This is a genomic window from Jejubacter calystegiae (assembly GCF_005671395.1).
Lineage (GTDB): Bacteria > Pseudomonadota > Gammaproteobacteria > Enterobacterales > Enterobacteriaceae > Jejubacter > Jejubacter calystegiae.
Genome location: NZ_CP040428.1, coordinates 1,124,840 through 1,140,551, shown reverse-complemented (window position 1 = coordinate 1,140,551; position 15,712 = coordinate 1,124,840). Strand labels below are relative to the sequence as shown.

The window sequence follows — 15,712 nt, the reverse complement described above, 5'->3', positions numbered from 1 at the left end:
GGTATTTTTCATCGGGTTCTTTTCCAATGAAATGTAAGGCTCTTATCCGTAATGGATTATTAGTGAACTCCATTGGCGCCGCGCTTTATTCCTGCTGTGTATTTGGTGAGAGTTTTAACAGCAGCCTGCTGGTGGGCAGCGCTGGCAGCATGGACTGGAATAACCAGGCCATGGTGATGACACCCGGTGAATATGAATTTGATGTTTATGTGAATGATGAATGGAAAGGGAAATTTCCATTCAAAGTAACGAATGGCAAAGAAGGCACGCTGCAGATTCAGGCCAGCCAGATAAGCATGCTGGATATTCGCGATATCAGCAGCACAGCAACCGGCGGTGCGGAGTACATCGATATCGATACCCTGCTGCACGGCGGTAAAAGTTCGCTAAAGCCGGGAGAAATGCGGGTCAACCTGGAAGTGCCTCAGGCATGGGTCAATAAGTCCGATCGTAACTGGGTAGCACCAGAAAAATGGGACCAGGGCATTAACGGCCTGTATACCAACTACAACCTGAACTACTACAGCTTTCACGCGAAACAGGCGGACTACAGCAACACCGATAATATCTACCTGTCGCTGAACAGCGGGTTAAATCTGTTTGGCTGGCACCTGATCGATAACTCGACTTATATGCGTTACAGCAACACCGGCAAAGGCTACTGGCGTAACTCCACCCGCTATCTGGAACGCCCGTTCGCCAGCCTGGGGGCAGTGCTGCGCATTGGTGATGCCTATACCTCATCGGAATATTTCGACAGCATTCGCTTTCGCGGCGTAACGCTGAACAAGAGTCGCCAGATGTTGCCGGATCGCGAACAGGTCTATATGCCGGTGATAAGTGGCGTAGCCAACACGGCATCAATCGTGAACGTGTATCAGGACGGACACGTGATTTACCAAATCACAGTACCGCCCGGGCCGTTCGCAATCCGTGATTTGATGCCGACCGGCTCGCGTAGCGACCTGACTGTGGAAGTTAAAAACAGCGGCGGTGGCGGTAACGTTGAAACCTTCGTGGTGCCATTCTCTTCTATCCCCGACATGCTGCGGCCAGGCACCAGCGACTGGCGCTTTAACGCGGGCGAAGTGAACGTGCTGAATTCCGGGGATGACACCCGATTTATGCAGTTCAGCTACACCCGAGGCATGAATAACTACTGGACTCTCTATTCCGGTCTGACAGCGAGCAGCGATTACCAGTCCTGGCTGGCTGGTAGCGCGGTTTCCATCCCCTGGGTGGGATCGGTTTCTGGCTCGATGGAGCAGGCCCGCTATCAGTTGCCGGGGGATGAAAAGCGCAGCGGCGAGAAATACACCATCTCCTGGAGTAAGTATCTGCCCAGCCGTACCAATATCACGCTGGCGTCGTACTACTACCGTACCCAGGATTACGCTTCGTTCAGCGACTACATCGCCACGAAGGACAACATTGAGTACTACGGCTATAACGGCATCACCCGCTATAGCAAACAGGCATTCAGCGCCACCGTGAGCCAGCCGCTGGGGGAAAACTACGGGCGTCTGTCGCTAACGGCCTACTGGCGCGACTACTGGAATAACCGTAAGAGCACCAAACAGTACAACCTGAGCTACAGCAATAAGTTTAATTCGGTGAATTACACCCTGTCGCTGCGCCGCTCTGAATACAACCAGAGCTACTATGACTATGACAGTTACAAAGGTAACCAGAGCAGCTATCTACGCAGCCAGCGTAAGTCGGAAAACAGCGTCTATCTGTCACTGACCATTCCGATGAGCATCTTCGACAGCCCGGGCAGTATTTCGACCCGCACCAGTTTCCAGCAGGGGAAATATGCCTCTACGGATCTGAGCGTGAATGGCACGAAGCAGGACGTGGATTACAGCCTGGTACTGACCAACGATAACGACGCGAAAACCCGTTCAGCCGATCTGTACGGCTCGTGGGATACCTCCTGGAGCCGGTTGAGCGGTGGTTTAACCGAAGCCAGCGACTACCGTCAGATGAGTATGGGTGCCAGCGGCAGCCTGCTGGCCTGGTCCGGTGGGGTACTGGCCTCTGGTTCAACCGGCAGAAGCTTTGTGATTGTCGATGCGCCAGGAATGAAGAATGCCACCATCAACGGCGATTCTTCGGTACGCACCAACGCCAGTGGTAAGGCGCTGGTTACCAACGCGGTCGCCTACCGGCAGAACAACTTCAGTATCGATGCCGATGAAAAACAGGATAGCGATGTCGATCTGCTGGGCAACATCATGCATATGGCCCCCTACGAAGGCAGCATCACATACCTGAAATACCAGACGGATACCCGTCGGCTGTTTACCCTGGAGGCCCGGCGTGAAAATGGCGAGTCGCTGCCGTTCGGCACCGCAGTGCTCGATGGCAACGGGGAGAATCTGGGCTATGTCTCTCAGGGCAGCCAGTTGTATGTGAAGGCGGAACAGATGCCGCAAAGATTGAAAATTAACGTCGGTACTCGTCATAAGCGGGAAACCTGCGTGATCGAAGCACCAAAAGAGGGAGTGATAAATGTTTGCCGTTGAGCGTACGCACTCCGTTGAATGCGCCGATAGCTATATTCGGCTGGCGCTCAACAATATGCTGGATGAGCTGGCAGTCGAAAACGTGAATGTGGCGCATCTGAGAATTCTGGTGATTGCTGAAAAAGATCCTGTTGAAGGACTGGCTCGTTTTTGTCGCGTTAATCCCGATCGGTATGATCTGATCCTGTGCTCGCAATTTTACTATGCGCTTATCCAGCACTTTTTTACTAAGTGGCGGTTAAGGTTTGTTTGCCTGGATTCTGAATATGCGCTGATTAAAAAGAATATTCGTCGCATTGTTACCCATGAGTTTGAGCCCAAAGTGATCCCCTGGCCTGGATTACGATTTACCCCAGGGGAACTTGAACTAATTTACTATCATATGAAGCAGTTATGCGCCAAACAGATAGCGCGCATTGAAAATTGCAGTATTAAGGCGGTTTCTAACCGTAAGCGTCAGGTCATGGCTAAGATGCATTGCCATACCAATGCCCAGTTTTGGCTGACCCTTAAGTTTTTACTGCATTTTGACCACGCCAGCCTGCGCAGCCTGAATTCCCGAACTGATGAAAACATCAGCCATTACGCCGTGCCTGGTCGCTCTGTTTCTTCAGCTATTACCGGAAATCGTTATGCTTAAGCGTTTTTTTACCGCAATTGCCGTGGTGGCAACCCTTTTCACCACGGGCACAATGGCGCAGCTACCGGCGGCGGATATAGATGCCTATGGTCTGGCGGGGGATACCTGCGGTATTATCAGCGGCCTGTTTTCAAAAACCCGCGTGGCTGAGTCTGACAAAACGCTTAACCTTTCTACGGCGTTTTTGAGTGGTACTAAAGCGACATTTTCCTATACCACGGCCTGGAGTGGGAGAATGAGCTGTACCTATGGCAACGTGGGTATCGGCGGCTTGCTTCAGGACCACCTCTATTATTTTACCGCGCTGGGTGGCAACCCTGTTTATCTGAACTTCACCAGCGCCGATGGTGAATCGGACTACTGGGTTAAAGTGACCGCGGAAATTACCGGCGATACTAAGGTGACGGTAAACGGGATTATCGGTACTCATTCCATTAGCTATCAAACCAGCTATACCATTACCGCAGAGCTGCTCTCTATGGCACCTTCCGGCGTTGAAAGTTATACCAAAACCACGACCTCCGGCGTGGCTTCAATAATTCCGGCAGTAATGAGTGGAGCAGGAGCCAGTGATTCAACTTTTGGCGGTATTTGGGGTAATAAATATACCTACGCAGAGGAAGTGTTTGACAATATGATGAACGATCTGGACCGTTCTTCCTGGTCAACCAGTCGCTATATCGCCTTTGAACGCCTGTATATTCAGTTCGACCCGAATCAGACCACCTGCAATCTGAAAAAAGATATGACAGTGCAACTGCCGCCGACTTCCGTCAGCATATTACAGCGCGACGGTAAGGCACCCGGCACCAATTTTGTTGTACCGATTACCTGCGTCAACATGTTGGGGGGCAGCAAATCCACCCGTAATATTCGCGCCTGGATTTCCAGCAACGATATTCTTAATGATGCCAGTACCGGCACCATTCTGGTCAATGATGAAACCGATGCCGGCGGCGTTGGGATATCATTACGGCCCTATAATCTTGGTATTGCAGAGGATGACCTGGTCATTTCCAGCGGGATGACCGATCTGGGCGCAACCGAAATATTCACAATAGACGAAGGTGAAGCGGTTGATGGTTACTTTGCGTTATATATGAATGCTTATTATAAGGTCTATAACGCATCAGCTTTAACCTCAGGCAAAGTCGTGGCAACCGCGCAAATTATGTTCGGTTACGATTGATGGCAGTCACAAGTTGCCCTGAAAAACAGTTTTCTTATTTTGCATTGTAATAATGGCCTGAATTAATAATGATAATATCTTTACAGGATGCAATTAATCTTCTCAATATCATTATTGAGCCGATTTTCCCGGATCTGGCATCCCATATGCAGCGTACAACCTATATTTCGTTGAGTCTGGCCAGAGCTCTGGAACTGCCGGAAGATCGGGTCCGGAATATCTATCTGGCTGCCAGTATCCACGATATTGGCCTGCTGGCGAAAAAGCAGCGTGAAATTACCGCCGACAACCTGAGCAATGAAAACCTGATGTTCCATCATGAAGAGATTGGCGAAGCTATGGTGGCGGGAATCAGCTTTCCTCCGGAAGTGCAATCGATGATTCGTCACCACCATATTCACTGGAACAGCCAACATCCGGATGAGTATCCGCTGGATAATCATATTATCCATATGGCAGATGAGTTTGATCTCTATTTAAGAAAATGCCCGAAAGATTTCATCGTCAATGCTGATGAAATTATTAATGATTTTCTAATGGCTCATTCCGATTATCCGCCAGAATTAATCGTAACGCTGCGTAAACTTAGCCAACGGGATGCTTTCTGGTTTCGCCTGGAATCCCAGCGGTTGCACAGCGTACTAAAGCGTATTACCCCGGTGGCGAATATGCTGATGGACAGCCAGGATTTTCTGGAGTTCTGCCTGCTGATTTCCCGAATCGTGGATAAATACAGCAGCTTTACGATGACGCACAGCACCAGCGTGTCGAATGTTTCCTGCAAAATTGCCAACCTTATGGGCTTTTCGCTTCACGATCAGACCGAAATCGCCATTGCGGGCTATCTTCACGATATAGGTAAGGTGCATATTCCGCTGGCGGTGCTGGAAAAAGAGGGACGCCTGACGGACAACGAATATGCGCTGATTCGTAAGCACAGCTATAAAACGCTGGAAATATTAGCCCTGATTAAGCCCCTTAAACGAATTACGCCCTGGGCGGTGAATCATCACGAACGACTTGATGGTGGCGGCTATCCCTTTGGTCTGACGGCCCGGGATCTCGATCTGCCCAGCCGGATTATGGCCGTTGCCGATGTCTTTACCGCGCTAACGGAAAATCGGCCCTATCGTCAGGGAATGGCGGCGCAGAAAGCATTAACTATCCTGGAAGAGGAAGTTGCCGGAAATAAGCTGGACGGTGATGTGGTGGATATTGTTAAGCGGCATCTTGATGACGTTTATCAGTGCGTCCTACGGGTATAATCGTTTACGATTTTTCTCTTTGATTGTTCGATCAGAGAGATAATGAGCAATACAGGGATTTTATGAAGTATATTATCGCCAACAGGGTTGTTTATGATTCCGATGCAGCATTACTGATCTGTAATGATGTGCAATATCATGAGTCAAAAAAATTGACTAATACGGCGAATCGTATCCTGGTGTTGCTGATTGAGTCCCGCGGTGAAGTCATTGAACGTCAATATTTACTGGAGAATGTCTGGGAGTCGTATGGTCATGTGGGATCTAACGGCTCTTTAAATCAGTACATTAGTATATTACGAAAATCTCTGGCCTCATTAACCGACCTTGATGATATCATTATTGCGGTGCCAAAGGTGGGGTTTCTGTTTTCGCCTGATATTGATGTCCTGCCCTGGAAGGAAACCGTTGAGGTATCAAAAAAACGCCGTGTGCCGTTATGGTTTTTGGATGCATTACTCTGTGCTCTGATCGTCATGGTGCTTTTCTTAAATATTGATGCATTATTTAAAAATAACCTCTGGCAGCCTTATACTAAAACAGTAAAACTCTATCAAATAAAGAAATGCCAGGTTAAATCCTATATTGGGATTCCTGCTCGTGCAATGAATAAGATAACTGAGGCAATTAATAGAATATCGCCTTATCTTAAAGAACGTTGTACTCATCACCCCGCGCTGGTGATTGTGCAGGCGCAGCGTAATGTCCTGTACGGAGGAGGGGGGCGGCTGTTTTTGTCATTCTGCCCACTCAGTAATGGCAATGTTTCATGGTGTGAAAGCTCGTACTATTATAACTGGGCGCTATAAATGAAAAGAACGATCGCATTACTGCTTATTCTTATGGCTCTGGCGGCGAGCTTCGCCTGGCTAAGCCTGAATCATGGTCGGGGTTATTATCAAAGTAGTTGTGAGGTCAACCTTAACTACAGCGACAGTACGGAAGGCGACCCGTACCATTTTTATGGTAATCTGGTGTTTGATTTTGAAACTAACCGTACCGGACAGCTCTATCTTTCAGGCAGCGCACGAAGTGCTGACCAGGATTATATTTTTTCCCGCTACGTTAACTTTAGCTATCTGAATGAAAACAATAATCGCTACCGTATGGCGATTAACAAAGTAAACAAGATTGGCCATGATTCGGCGCCGGACGAGGTAGCACAAAAAATCTACCGGGTTATTGGCCTTGTCGGCGGTGTTTATGTTTATATGGAACGTCATCGTGATGGCTATATTCTTTTAGGGAATATGGTATCACCGGTGATGACCTGCGTAATATTGTCATAGCGGGAAGTGATTGAAATTGCAGCGCTGCCATAGCAGCTCTTTATTTATAATAATAATCTCTTTCTTCTCGGTGGCGATAATTCCCTGAAGGCAGAGTTCATTTATTATTCGGTTCTGGGTTGAGGGGGAAATAGCCAGCAGGGTAGCCATCTCCTTTAAGGTGACCGGCAGGCTAAAGTGCTGATGCGGAAAGGTGTTTTCCTCAAGTTTTTGAGACAGCAAGGAAATAAAGGCGCAAATGCGACCGGCGGCTTCGCCACGAGTTAATACAGAAATCAGGCGCTGATTTTCATATACTGCACGGGAGAGTAACGCCAGGGTATAGTTAAGAAAGTCGGTGGTTATCAGGCTCAAATCATAAAGCCGACGGGTTTCCAGCATACAGATTTCGGTATCGGTAGCCGCAATGGCATCGTAATGGTAGCGGCCATTGTGCAGTGCATCACCGTTAATCAACTGGCCGGAAATAAACAGATTCTGAATATTACCCGCGGCATCATACAACTTTATTGCGCCGCGTCGCAGTGCCAGCAAATGAGTGACCTCATCGCCGCAAGAAAACAGGCTTTCTCCTTTCTTGTAACATCTTTTGCGTTCCAGGCTTTGCACCAGTTGGGGTACAGGGTTGTCGAACAGATAGTCTTTGCATATTTTTCCAAAACAGCAGCTATCGCAATCGCCACATTCGGCCAGTGTATTCTTCATATTTTCATCGGTTGATCTATTTCCGGCTATTATACGTTTTTCCCCTTCCCGACAGCCACTCCCCGGTGTCCAGGATTAGTCCATGCTGGTGGATATTAAAGCACCCGAATCAGCCGGGCTGGGTTCCCCGCATAGATCCCTTTACGGGTAATGGGTTTCACCACCACACTACCGGCCCCGATGACTGCTCCAGGGCAAATGGTATCGGTCAGAATAGTCGCTCCGCTGCCTACGGTGACATGATCGCCCAGGATAATGGTTATCCAGCGTGCAGGGTCTGGCTCCGGGGCACCGTCCTTAAACAGATCGTTGGCAAAGGTTACCCCATGACCAATAAAGCAGTTTTCGCCCAGAGTGACGCCTTCGCAGAGAAAAGAGTGGGATTGCACCCGACTTCCTTTACCGATGCGGCAGTGACGCTGGATCTCCACAAAAGGACCGATAAAGACATCATCCTGAAGCTCACACTCATAGAGATTTACCGGCGCCACCACCGTAACATTATTACCAGCGCTGACGTCGCGAATGCCGCTATGCACTATTCTCATGGAATTCCTCATGTTTCTCTGATGCCGCTGTTCTGATTATGACCTGGCATGGCAGGTTCCACGTGGTTTCAGTTCCCATTTTGTAAAAACGGCACGATTCCCCCGGGTTCTCTATACTGAGCAACGGTTGACCGTTATCACATTTTTAACCTGGAGTGGACAATGGAGCTTTATCTCGATACCGCCGATGCCGCAGCCGTAGCGCGCCTGGCGCGCTGCTTTCCCGTTGCGGGGGTGACCACCAATCCTTCTATTGCGGCCGCTGCGGGTCGGCCACTGGCCGAGACGCTCATAGCGCTGCGCGAAGCCCTGGGTTGCGAAGGGCGGCTGTTTGCCCAGGTGCTGGCCCCGGATGCGGAAGGCATGGTCTCTCAGGCCAGACAGTTACGAACGCTGGTCCCCGATCTGGTGGTGAAGATTCCCGCAATACCGGAAGGACTGGCGGCGATCCGCCTGCTGAAACAGGAAAAAATCCCGACTCTGGGAACGGCGGTCTATGGTGCGGGGCAGGGGCTGTTTGCCGCACTGGCGGGGGCGGAGTATATCTCTCCTTACGTTAATCGTATGGATGCACAGGGCGGAGACGGCGTACAGACAACGCGCGATCTCCAGCAGTTGCTGACCCAACATGCTCCCCATGCCCGCGTGCTGGCCGCCAGCTTTAAAACTGCCCGCCAGGCGCTGTCGTGCCTGCTGGCAGGCTGTGAGGCGATTACGCTGCCGGTAGAGATCGCACAGCAGTTTATTCAGGCGCCAGCGGTTGAAGCCGCCGTTGAACGCTTCGAACAGGACTGGCAGGGGGCTTTTGGCGATCGCTTCCTGTAACCGGCCACCGCTGGCGGCCGGAATATCGCGAATTAACGCTCTTCGTTAAAGACGATACCCAACTGGCGGCGGACCTCATCCATCGCGCTAAGGGTAGACAAAGAGGCGGAAAGCGGGCGAATGGGGGAGTCTGTCAGCCCCTGTTCCAGACACCATGCGAAGTGTTCCGCTTCGTGAAACAGTTGCTGGTAGCGGTTGGTGGGTTCCTGCCACGTCAGCGTCCGGTCTCCCTGGCTGGCGCGCAGCGTAAAGTTGCCAGGTGCATAAAACTGTCCGTCCAGAGTCAGGGTGGCGTCGCGTCCGGCAATAACCGCGCCGCCTGGCGTGTTGCTAAACAGCGTGGTGTTTAACACCGACTGCATCCCGCTGTTATGCACCATCAATATCGACGCCTGTCCGTTTACTCCGCCCGGCACCTGCTGGCCGCGAGCGATAATCTCCTGCGGCTCGCCGCCCACCATCAGGCTAAAAGCCACCAGATAGCTACCGAGATCCAGCATAGGCCCTCCGGCCAGGCTGGCGTTGAAAATTCGGTGATCGGCGGTAAAAAATTCGCCGTGATCGGCAATCAGGGTGTGAACATCGCCCAGTACGCCATCTTCCAGCAACTGGCGCAGCACGTCATATTTCGGCAGGAAGTCGCACCACATGGCTTCCATACACAGCAGGCCCCGGGCGCGGGCTTCCGCCTGTAACGTCGCCCCTTCCCGGGCGTTTAACGCCAGCGGCTTTTCGATCAGCACGTGTTTCCCGGCCTGCAGGCAGCGCATGGCGTCCGGAAAGTGGCGGTTGTGGGGCGTGGCGATGTAAATGGCATCGAGTCCGTTATGAGCCAGCATCGCGTCCGTATCGTCAAACGCGTGCGGAATCTGCCACTGCTGCGCAAAGGCCCCGGCTTTCTCCTGACTGCGGGCCGTCACGGCGGTTAATTGCTGGCGGCTGTTCTCGCGCAGCGACTGAACAAAGCGTTCGGCAATCCAGCCCGGGCCGATAATGCCCCAGCGTAGTTCGGGAATGGTCTGTGGAGCCGGGCGCCGCGGTGTGGGTAAAGAGGAGGGAAACATAGCTGCTCCTGATTATTCTGTTGTGGGTTCCGAGAGCTGACTATAGATAAGCGTTCACGCTTTTGGGGACGGGCCTGATGATGGAAAACCCTCAGCCCGGCGGGTGCCGGGCCGAAGGATGATTAGCGTTCTTAGCGTTCCGGCATTTGCTCCGGCAGCTTGAGTTTAGCCCGCTGTTTCGCGACCTCTTCCGCGCTGACCGGCGTTGCCGCATTGCCCCAGGCGTTGCGGATGTAAGTAGCAACGGCGGCCACCTGCTGGTCGGAAAGCTTCCAGGCGAAGCTGGGCATGGCGCCACTGGTGGGGTTGCCCTGAGTTACGGCGCCGCGTCCACCCTGCAAAATGGTGGTGATGATGGAAGAGGCATCATCCGCCCGCAGTCCCGGATTATTGGCCAGACCCGCCGCCAGGTTGGCAATGCCCTTACCGTCGCTGTTATGGCAGGCGGTACAGTTCACCGAATAGATATTTTCCCCGCTCTTCATCTGCGGATGACTGGCGGCCAGCGGCTGCGGCGGCTGGGTGTCATCACCTGGCAGCGACTTCAGATAACGGGCGATGGCCTGCAAATCCTCATCGCTCAGGTGCTGAGTCGAATTGGTCACCGCTTCCGCCATCGGCCCGGAAGCCACGGCGACGTGGTTACTGCCGAGCTTCAGATACTGCACGATCTGCGCTTCGCTCCACTGGCCGATACCGGTATGGGGATTGCTGGTGATGTCCGGCGCGTGCCAGTCGCCCAGATTACTGCCCTGCAGGTAAGCGCGGGTATCACCGCCCAGCAGGTTCTTGGCGGTATGGCAGGCGGCGCAGTGCTCCAGCCCCTGAACCAGATAAGCCCCACGGTTCCAGGCATCGGACTGACTGGGGTCCGGCGTAAAGCCGGAATTATCGAAAAACAGCAGGTTCCAACCCATCATCGCCAGCCGGATGTTATAGGGGAACGGCAGTTGGGTTTCAGGAACCTTGCTGTGCACTGGCTTTACCGACCGCATATACATCCAGAGGTCGTGCATGTCCTTGTCGCTGACCTTCACATAGGCGTTATAAGGCATCGCCGGGTAGAGGTTTTCCCCCTCTTTCCCTTTGCCGTGGCGTACAGCCCGGTAAAAGTCGCGCTCGGTCCAGTTACCAATGCCGGTTTCGACATCCGGCGTGATGTTGCTGGCGAAGATATCGCCAAACGGGGTGCTGATGGCGTAACCGCCGGAGAAGGGCTGCTTACTGCCCGGCGCCGTATGGCAGGCCACGCAGTCGCCGGCAATGGCGACATACTTGCCGCGAGCCACCGCGGCGGCGTCCTGCGGGGCAGGCGGCTGCTTCATTGGAATCTGATTATCGGCCACGTCATCCGCCGATGCGTCGCCGTTGCGCCACAGCAGAGCCGCCGCGACCACAGCGGCGATAACGGCAAGACCGCCAACGATTTTTCTCTTTTTCATATCACACCTTTACCAGCGGTCCGGGGTTTTTCAGGTACTGTTCGATAATGGCCTTTGCCGTCCACAGACTCAGGGCGCCGATGGTGCCAGTGGGGTTATAGCCTGCGTTATTGGGGAACGAGGAAGCACCCAGTACAAACAGGTTGTGCATATCCCAGCTCTGCTGATAGCGGTTAAGCACGCTGGTTTTAGGGTCGGTTCCCATCACCGCGCCGCCGATGGTGTGATCGCTTGCCAGGTTGTAGGGCGAATAGTGGCCGGAGGCGGAGTTGGTGCCCACCACCGTTTTCGCGCCCATGGCCTTACCGATGGCGACGCTCTTCTCTTCAATAAACTTTGCGGAGCGGCGATCGTTTTCGTTGTAGTCGAAGGTCACGCGCAGCAGCGGCAAACCGTAATCGTCGGTGTATTCCGGATCGAGGTCGAGGTAGTAATCCTCGTGGGAGTAGCTGGTTCCCTGGCCGAAGATAAAGGTGGCGTTCTGGAAGGCGTGGGTATAGGCCTTCTTCCAGTCTTTACCCCAGCGCGGCGTACCGGGCGGCAGCAGATCGGCATTGCCGATGGGGCGGGCACCGCGCGCCACCACCAGGATACCGGCGCCGCCGATAAAGCCAAGATTGCTATGGTCGAAGTTGTCACCGTTAAAATCATCGATCTGCTGGGAAAGGGCGCCAGCGCCGATGTACTGATTGAGATTTTCGTCTTCGAAGAACAGGTTAGCGCCAGAGACGGTCTGGAAGCTGTAGGCGCGGCCTACCACGCCAGTTTTGGTGACCGGATCGTAAGGCTGGCCGATTTTCGACAGCAGCAGCAGGCGCACGTTCTGCATCTGGAAGGCGCTTAACACCACGATATCCGCGGGCTGTTCCCACTCCTGGTTATTGCGGTCGATATAGGTCACGCCGGTAACGGTCTTGCCGTCGTCAGCCTTGTTGACGCGCACTACGGCGGATTCGGTCAGTACGGTGAAATTTTCACGCTGCATCAGCGCCGGGATCACGCAGGCGTTGGGGCTGGACTTAGAGAAGTTACCGCAGCCGTAATAGAGGCAGTAGCCGCAATAGGTGCAGGGACCCATACGCACGCCCAGCGGATTGACATAGGCGCGGGACGCCTGGCCCGCCGGGACCATAAACGGGTGGTAGCCCATGGCTTTAGTGGCGTCGCGGAAGATATCGGTCAGGCGCATCCCTTCCAGCGGCGGCAGCGGATATTCGCTGCTGCGGTTACCTTCAAACGGGTTGCCGTCGGGGATTGTTTCACCGTTCAGGCGCCCGGCTTTACCGGAAACGCCAGAAATTTTCTCGAAGCGATCGTAGAACGGCTCCAGTTCGTCGTAAGTGACGCCCCAGTCCTGGAGGATCAGGCCGTCGGCAATCTGTTTTTCGCCGTAGCGCTGCACGGTTTGGGTGTAGGGCTCAAGGTCGAATGGCGTAAAGCGCCAGGCCATACCCGCCCAGTGGGTGCCGGAACCGCCCACGTTATAGCCCATCTCGTTCAGGTTCCAGTCTCGGGTCGGCAGCGCTTTCTGACTACTGTTATTACGGAAGGTCGAGGTTTCTACTGCCGGGGGCAGCAGCATGCCGCGGCGCGTGTCCCAGCGTAGTTCGTCGGTATCGACGGAAGGGGGGAAGTCGGTGGCGGTCTCAAACCAGGGGCCGCGCTCAATGGCGACCACGTTCAGACCAGCACGGGTCAGCTCTTCGGCAATCAGCGAACCGCACCAGCCAAGGCCGACGACCACGACATCCGCTTTTGGGCGTACATTTTTCATTTTTTTACCGCTTTCGTAGACTGTGGTTTACAGGCCGTTATCGATCAGGCTGGTGGGGATAATGTTCAGCTTCTGCCCCTTCTTACTGAGCAGATCGCGGAAGTCATAGCGGGCGCCCGGGAAGCCGATCATGTTCCAACTGGCCATCCCTTTGTTACCGCCGTAGATAGGGTCGGCAAGGAAACCTTCGCGCACGTTTTGCAGCAGAAGTTCGAACAGCACTTTTGTGTCGACCTCCGGACCAAGGTCGAGATTATTGGCTTCCATGGCGTGCAGCAGTTGTTCCTGCTGCTCTGTCGACAGCGCGACAAAATCTTTGCCGAAACGCTTATGGGTGGCGGTATCCAGTGCTTTCAGCCCCTGGCGATAGCGTTCGGCGGGGGTCAGCGCCGACTGCGGCCCCTGTTCCGGGGTGCCTTTAATAAAGCGTCCGCGGCGATACAGCGTAGCGGCCCGGCCATAGTCACCGGCCAACTGGCGGTCGATAAAGGTGGCGCAACCAGCCTCTTTACCGCTAATGCTAAGCTCATCGGCAGGAATAAAGCATTCGGCGATGGCGCCGACGGTTTCGAATTCATGCTGGGTAAAAAATTGCAGGCCGCCTTTACGCGGCGGTGCCGGGGGCGTCTGTATTTTTCCGGGTTCCCAGGGCTGGCCGCCGCTTACCTCCGCCGCTTTACCGGCTGCAGGCAACGTGGAAGCCACGCCGAGGACGGCGAGAGACGATAAAAACTCTCTACGTTTCATCTGGTTTGTCCTGTGCTCATCATTATTTCTGGTGCGGCTTACCACGGTTGCCACCGTAAATGACAGGCGCTTCTGGAGGGTATCAGGCAGTCCATCAGAAATACGCGTAATAATCCATCAGTACACTTTCCGGATAACAGATAAGGAAATCAGAGAGCCAACGACATTAATTAAATAAGATATTCGCGGTATGAAATTCTTCCCTGATTGAACAACGCGGTAGCCATTTTAATCCGTATTGGATGTTAACGAGGTTGTTACTTTTTGGGTACATCTGGCTTGATGGTTTTCCATCAACTCAGTGATGGCGGATAAAATTTGAACGTATTATGGCGCCGGGTACGCTATGATAACCTGAATATCCGGCGCTGGTGTGGTGGCGTGGATGAAAAACAATCTCATGAATGATAAGGTTTTTAACATTTCACTGAACGATATTTCTCAGGGCAGGAGCGTCATAAAAAGTTACAAATTGCCGGGTGGAAATAATGGGTTTTGTCGCAACTAATAAGTCAGGAAGAATCAAAAGGATTGCACCAGAGGGGAATCATCCTTTTGTGCGATATAAAAATAGAAGTGGCTGAAAAATAAAAACAGGTGATTGCGTAAATCCTTTGGATTATTACATGATGGAGCGTTTTATTTTCACGGGATTCCCATTATGGCAATGAAAAAATTGACGCTGGAGATCCTGGCAAAAATGGCGGGCGTTGGCGTGGCGACGGTCGATCGGGTACTGAATGAGCGCGGCGGCGTTTCTCCGGAAACCGCCCGTAAAGTGCTTGAGGCGGCGCGCAAAGCCAATCTGCGCCGGGTTCTGCCGGAAGCCTACCAGCGTCCCTGGCAGATAGAGCTGCTGCTGAGCGGTAATAACGCCTTCTTCTTCAAGAAGCTGGCCAGGGATTTTAGCGAAGTGGCGGATGCCGTGGGCTATCAGCGCGTTTGCCTGCACCGGACGCTGATTCCGGAATCCCAGCCGGAACGGCTGGCCCGCCACCTGATCGACTGCATAGAATCCCGCGACGGCATTATTGTTTTCGCTCACGATTATGGGCCGGTACGCGACGCGCTGGCGCTGTGTCAGGCTCGCGGCGTACCGGTCGTTACCATCGCCACCGATCTGCCTGATGCCGGGCGGCTGTGCCATGTGGGTATCGATCAATATCAGGCGGGCCGCACCGCCGGGCTGCTGATGAGCCGCGCCACGCCTCAGGCGGGGGAGGCCATTGTCGTCAGCGGCCGCTTCGACTATCGCGCTCACCGCCAGCGGGTAGCGGGCTTTCGGGATGCGCTGCAACAGCGGGCGCCGCAGTTGCGGTTGCGCGAGGTGCTGGCCGGACAGGATCAGCGCCAGACCATTCGTAAGTTGCTGGATCAAAGCCTGGGCCGGGCGGGCCATATCGTCGGCTTATACAATACCGGCCTTGGCAATACCGAAATCAGCGACGTCCTGATGCAGCACCAGTTGAGCGGGCGCTGCACCTACATCACGCATGAACTCTATTCCGTTACCCGCCGCCTGTTACAACAGGATATCCTGAGCTTTACCCTCGATCAGAATGCGGCGCAGCATGCCCAGCTGGCGATAGGGATCCTGCTGCGTCACCTTGATACCGGCTGGCAGCCGGATGTTTACGAGGCCGGGAAAGTCGCTTTTAATCTGATAACCGCAGAGAACCTGGCATAGCAATGGCCT

At 53.4% G+C, this 15,712-nt stretch carries 14 protein-coding genes; 8 read left to right on the top strand and 6 right to left on the bottom strand.

The annotated features are described in order from the left end of the window. Nucleotides 1–26: 26 nt before the first annotated feature. The 6 genes from FEM41_RS05275 (at nucleotide 27) to FEM41_RS05250 (ending at nucleotide 6,911) form a co-directional block, all read left to right on the top strand. Nucleotides 27–2,528, top strand: a complete 2,502-nt coding sequence (locus FEM41_RS05275; protein WP_138094996.1) for a fimbria/pilus outer membrane usher protein — start codon at nucleotides 27–29, stop codon at nucleotides 2,526–2,528. Next, nucleotides 2,515–3,168 (top strand): helix-turn-helix transcriptional regulator, encoded by a 654-nt coding sequence (locus FEM41_RS05270; protein ID WP_138094995.1) that lies wholly within the window; start codon nucleotides 2,515–2,517, stop codon nucleotides 3,166–3,168. Before FEM41_RS05275 ends, FEM41_RS05270 begins: the two co-directional genes overlap by 14 nt. Next, nucleotides 3,161–4,357 (top strand): fimbrial protein, encoded by a 1,197-nt coding sequence (locus FEM41_RS05265; protein WP_138094994.1) that lies wholly within the window; start codon nucleotides 3,161–3,163, stop codon nucleotides 4,355–4,357. Before FEM41_RS05270 ends, FEM41_RS05265 begins: the two co-directional genes overlap by 8 nt. Nucleotides 4,358–4,425: 68 nt before the next feature. Beyond that, nucleotides 4,426–5,622, top strand: coding sequence for an HD-GYP domain-containing protein (locus tag FEM41_RS05260; protein ID WP_138094993.1), 1,197 nt, complete (start codon nucleotides 4,426–4,428; stop codon nucleotides 5,620–5,622). Between the two features lie 62 nt (nucleotides 5,623–5,684). After that, nucleotides 5,685–6,431 carry a winged helix-turn-helix domain-containing protein gene (locus tag FEM41_RS05255; RefSeq protein WP_138094992.1) on the top strand — a complete coding sequence of 249 codons (747 nt, stop codon included), beginning with the start codon at nucleotides 5,685–5,687 and terminating at the stop codon, nucleotides 6,429–6,431. Beyond that, nucleotides 6,432–6,911, top strand: a complete 480-nt coding sequence (locus tag FEM41_RS05250) for a FidL-like protein (RefSeq protein WP_138094991.1) — start codon at nucleotides 6,432–6,434, stop codon at nucleotides 6,909–6,911. It abuts the gene before it with no gap. On the opposite strand, the gene FEM41_RS05245 is transcribed toward FEM41_RS05250, so the two are convergent. Then, nucleotides 6,906–7,616 (bottom strand): Crp/Fnr family transcriptional regulator, encoded by a 711-nt coding sequence (locus tag FEM41_RS05245; protein ID WP_138094990.1) that lies wholly within the window; start codon nucleotides 7,614–7,616, stop codon nucleotides 6,906–6,908. The genes FEM41_RS05250 and FEM41_RS05245 overlap by 6 nt on opposite strands. Nucleotides 7,617–7,711: 95 nt before the next feature. After that, nucleotides 7,712–8,164 (bottom strand): acyltransferase, encoded by a 453-nt coding sequence (locus FEM41_RS05240; RefSeq protein ID WP_138094989.1) that lies wholly within the window; start codon nucleotides 8,162–8,164, stop codon nucleotides 7,712–7,714. A 162-nt stretch (nucleotides 8,165–8,326) separates the two neighbouring features. Here FEM41_RS05240 and fsa point away from each other — a divergent pair, with 162 nt between their 5' ends. Further along, complete coding sequence (fsa, locus tag FEM41_RS05235) at nucleotides 8,327–8,989, top strand: fructose-6-phosphate aldolase (protein ID WP_138094988.1); 663 nt, start codon at nucleotides 8,327–8,329, stop codon at nucleotides 8,987–8,989. A 32-nt stretch (nucleotides 8,990–9,021) separates the two neighbouring features. Here the strand turns inward: fsa and FEM41_RS05230 are convergent, their stop codons facing one another. The 4 genes from FEM41_RS05230 to FEM41_RS05215 form a co-directional block, all read right to left on the bottom strand. Continuing rightward, nucleotides 9,022–10,053, bottom strand: a complete 1,032-nt coding sequence (locus FEM41_RS05230) for a Gfo/Idh/MocA family protein (RefSeq protein WP_138094987.1) — start codon at nucleotides 10,051–10,053, stop codon at nucleotides 9,022–9,024. Nucleotides 10,054–10,184: 131 nt separating this feature from the next. Beyond that, nucleotides 10,185–11,495: a c-type cytochrome gene (locus tag FEM41_RS05225; protein ID WP_138094986.1), complete on the bottom strand. Its 1,311-nt coding sequence runs from the start codon at nucleotides 11,493–11,495 to the stop codon at nucleotides 10,185–10,187. Between the two features lies 1 nt (nucleotide 11,496). Next, nucleotides 11,497–13,269: a GMC family oxidoreductase gene (locus FEM41_RS05220; protein WP_138094985.1), complete on the bottom strand. Its 1,773-nt coding sequence runs from the start codon at nucleotides 13,267–13,269 to the stop codon at nucleotides 11,497–11,499. Between the two features lie 27 nt (nucleotides 13,270–13,296). Continuing rightward, nucleotides 13,297–14,016 carry a gluconate 2-dehydrogenase subunit 3 family protein gene (locus tag FEM41_RS05215; RefSeq protein ID WP_138094984.1) on the bottom strand — a complete coding sequence of 240 codons (720 nt, stop codon included), beginning with the start codon at nucleotides 14,014–14,016 and terminating at the stop codon, nucleotides 13,297–13,299. A gap of 667 nt (nucleotides 14,017–14,683) precedes the next feature. Here FEM41_RS05215 and FEM41_RS05210 point away from each other — a divergent pair. Then, on the top strand, nucleotides 14,684–15,703 hold the full coding sequence (locus tag FEM41_RS05210; protein ID WP_138099115.1) for a LacI family DNA-binding transcriptional regulator: 1,020 nt from the start codon (nucleotides 14,684–14,686) through the stop codon (nucleotides 15,701–15,703). The last annotated feature ends 9 nt before the right edge of the window (nucleotides 15,704–15,712 follow it).

What these genes read in the sequence shown, in the direction of transcription:
- FEM41_RS05275 (WP_138094996.1), top strand. Translation starts at nt 27, where the DNA reads ATGAAATGTAAGGCTCTTATCCGTAATGGATTATTAGTGAACTCCATT.
- FEM41_RS05270 (WP_138094995.1), top strand. Translation starts at nt 2,515, where the DNA reads ATGTTTGCCGTTGAGCGTACGCACTCCGTTGAATGCGCCGATAGCTAT.
- FEM41_RS05265 (WP_138094994.1), top strand. Translation starts at nt 3,161, where the DNA reads ATGCTTAAGCGTTTTTTTACCGCAATTGCCGTGGTGGCAACCCTTTTC.
- FEM41_RS05260 (WP_138094993.1), top strand. Translation starts at nt 4,426, where the DNA reads ATGATAATATCTTTACAGGATGCAATTAATCTTCTCAATATCATTATT.
- FEM41_RS05255 (WP_138094992.1), top strand. Translation starts at nt 5,685, where the DNA reads ATGAAGTATATTATCGCCAACAGGGTTGTTTATGATTCCGATGCAGCA.
- FEM41_RS05250 (WP_138094991.1), top strand. Translation starts at nt 6,432, where the DNA reads ATGAAAAGAACGATCGCATTACTGCTTATTCTTATGGCTCTGGCGGCG.
- FEM41_RS05245 (WP_138094990.1), bottom strand. Translation starts at nt 7,616, where the DNA reads ATGAAGAATACACTGGCCGAATGTGGCGATTGCGATAGCTGCTGTTTT.
- FEM41_RS05240 (WP_138094989.1), bottom strand. Translation starts at nt 8,164, where the DNA reads ATGAGAATAGTGCATAGCGGCATTCGCGACGTCAGCGCTGGTAATAAT.
- fsa (WP_138094988.1), top strand. Translation starts at nt 8,327, where the DNA reads ATGGAGCTTTATCTCGATACCGCCGATGCCGCAGCCGTAGCGCGCCTG.
- FEM41_RS05230 (WP_138094987.1), bottom strand. Translation starts at nt 10,053, where the DNA reads ATGTTTCCCTCCTCTTTACCCACACCGCGGCGCCCGGCTCCACAGACC.
- FEM41_RS05225 (WP_138094986.1), bottom strand. Translation starts at nt 11,495, where the DNA reads ATGAAAAAGAGAAAAATCGTTGGCGGTCTTGCCGTTATCGCCGCTGTG.
- FEM41_RS05220 (WP_138094985.1), bottom strand. Translation starts at nt 13,269, where the DNA reads ATGAAAAATGTACGCCCAAAAGCGGATGTCGTGGTCGTCGGCCTTGGC.
- FEM41_RS05215 (WP_138094984.1), bottom strand. Translation starts at nt 14,016, where the DNA reads ATGAAACGTAGAGAGTTTTTATCGTCTCTCGCCGTCCTCGGCGTGGCT.
- FEM41_RS05210 (WP_138099115.1), top strand. Translation starts at nt 14,684, where the DNA reads ATGAAAAAATTGACGCTGGAGATCCTGGCAAAAATGGCGGGCGTTGGC.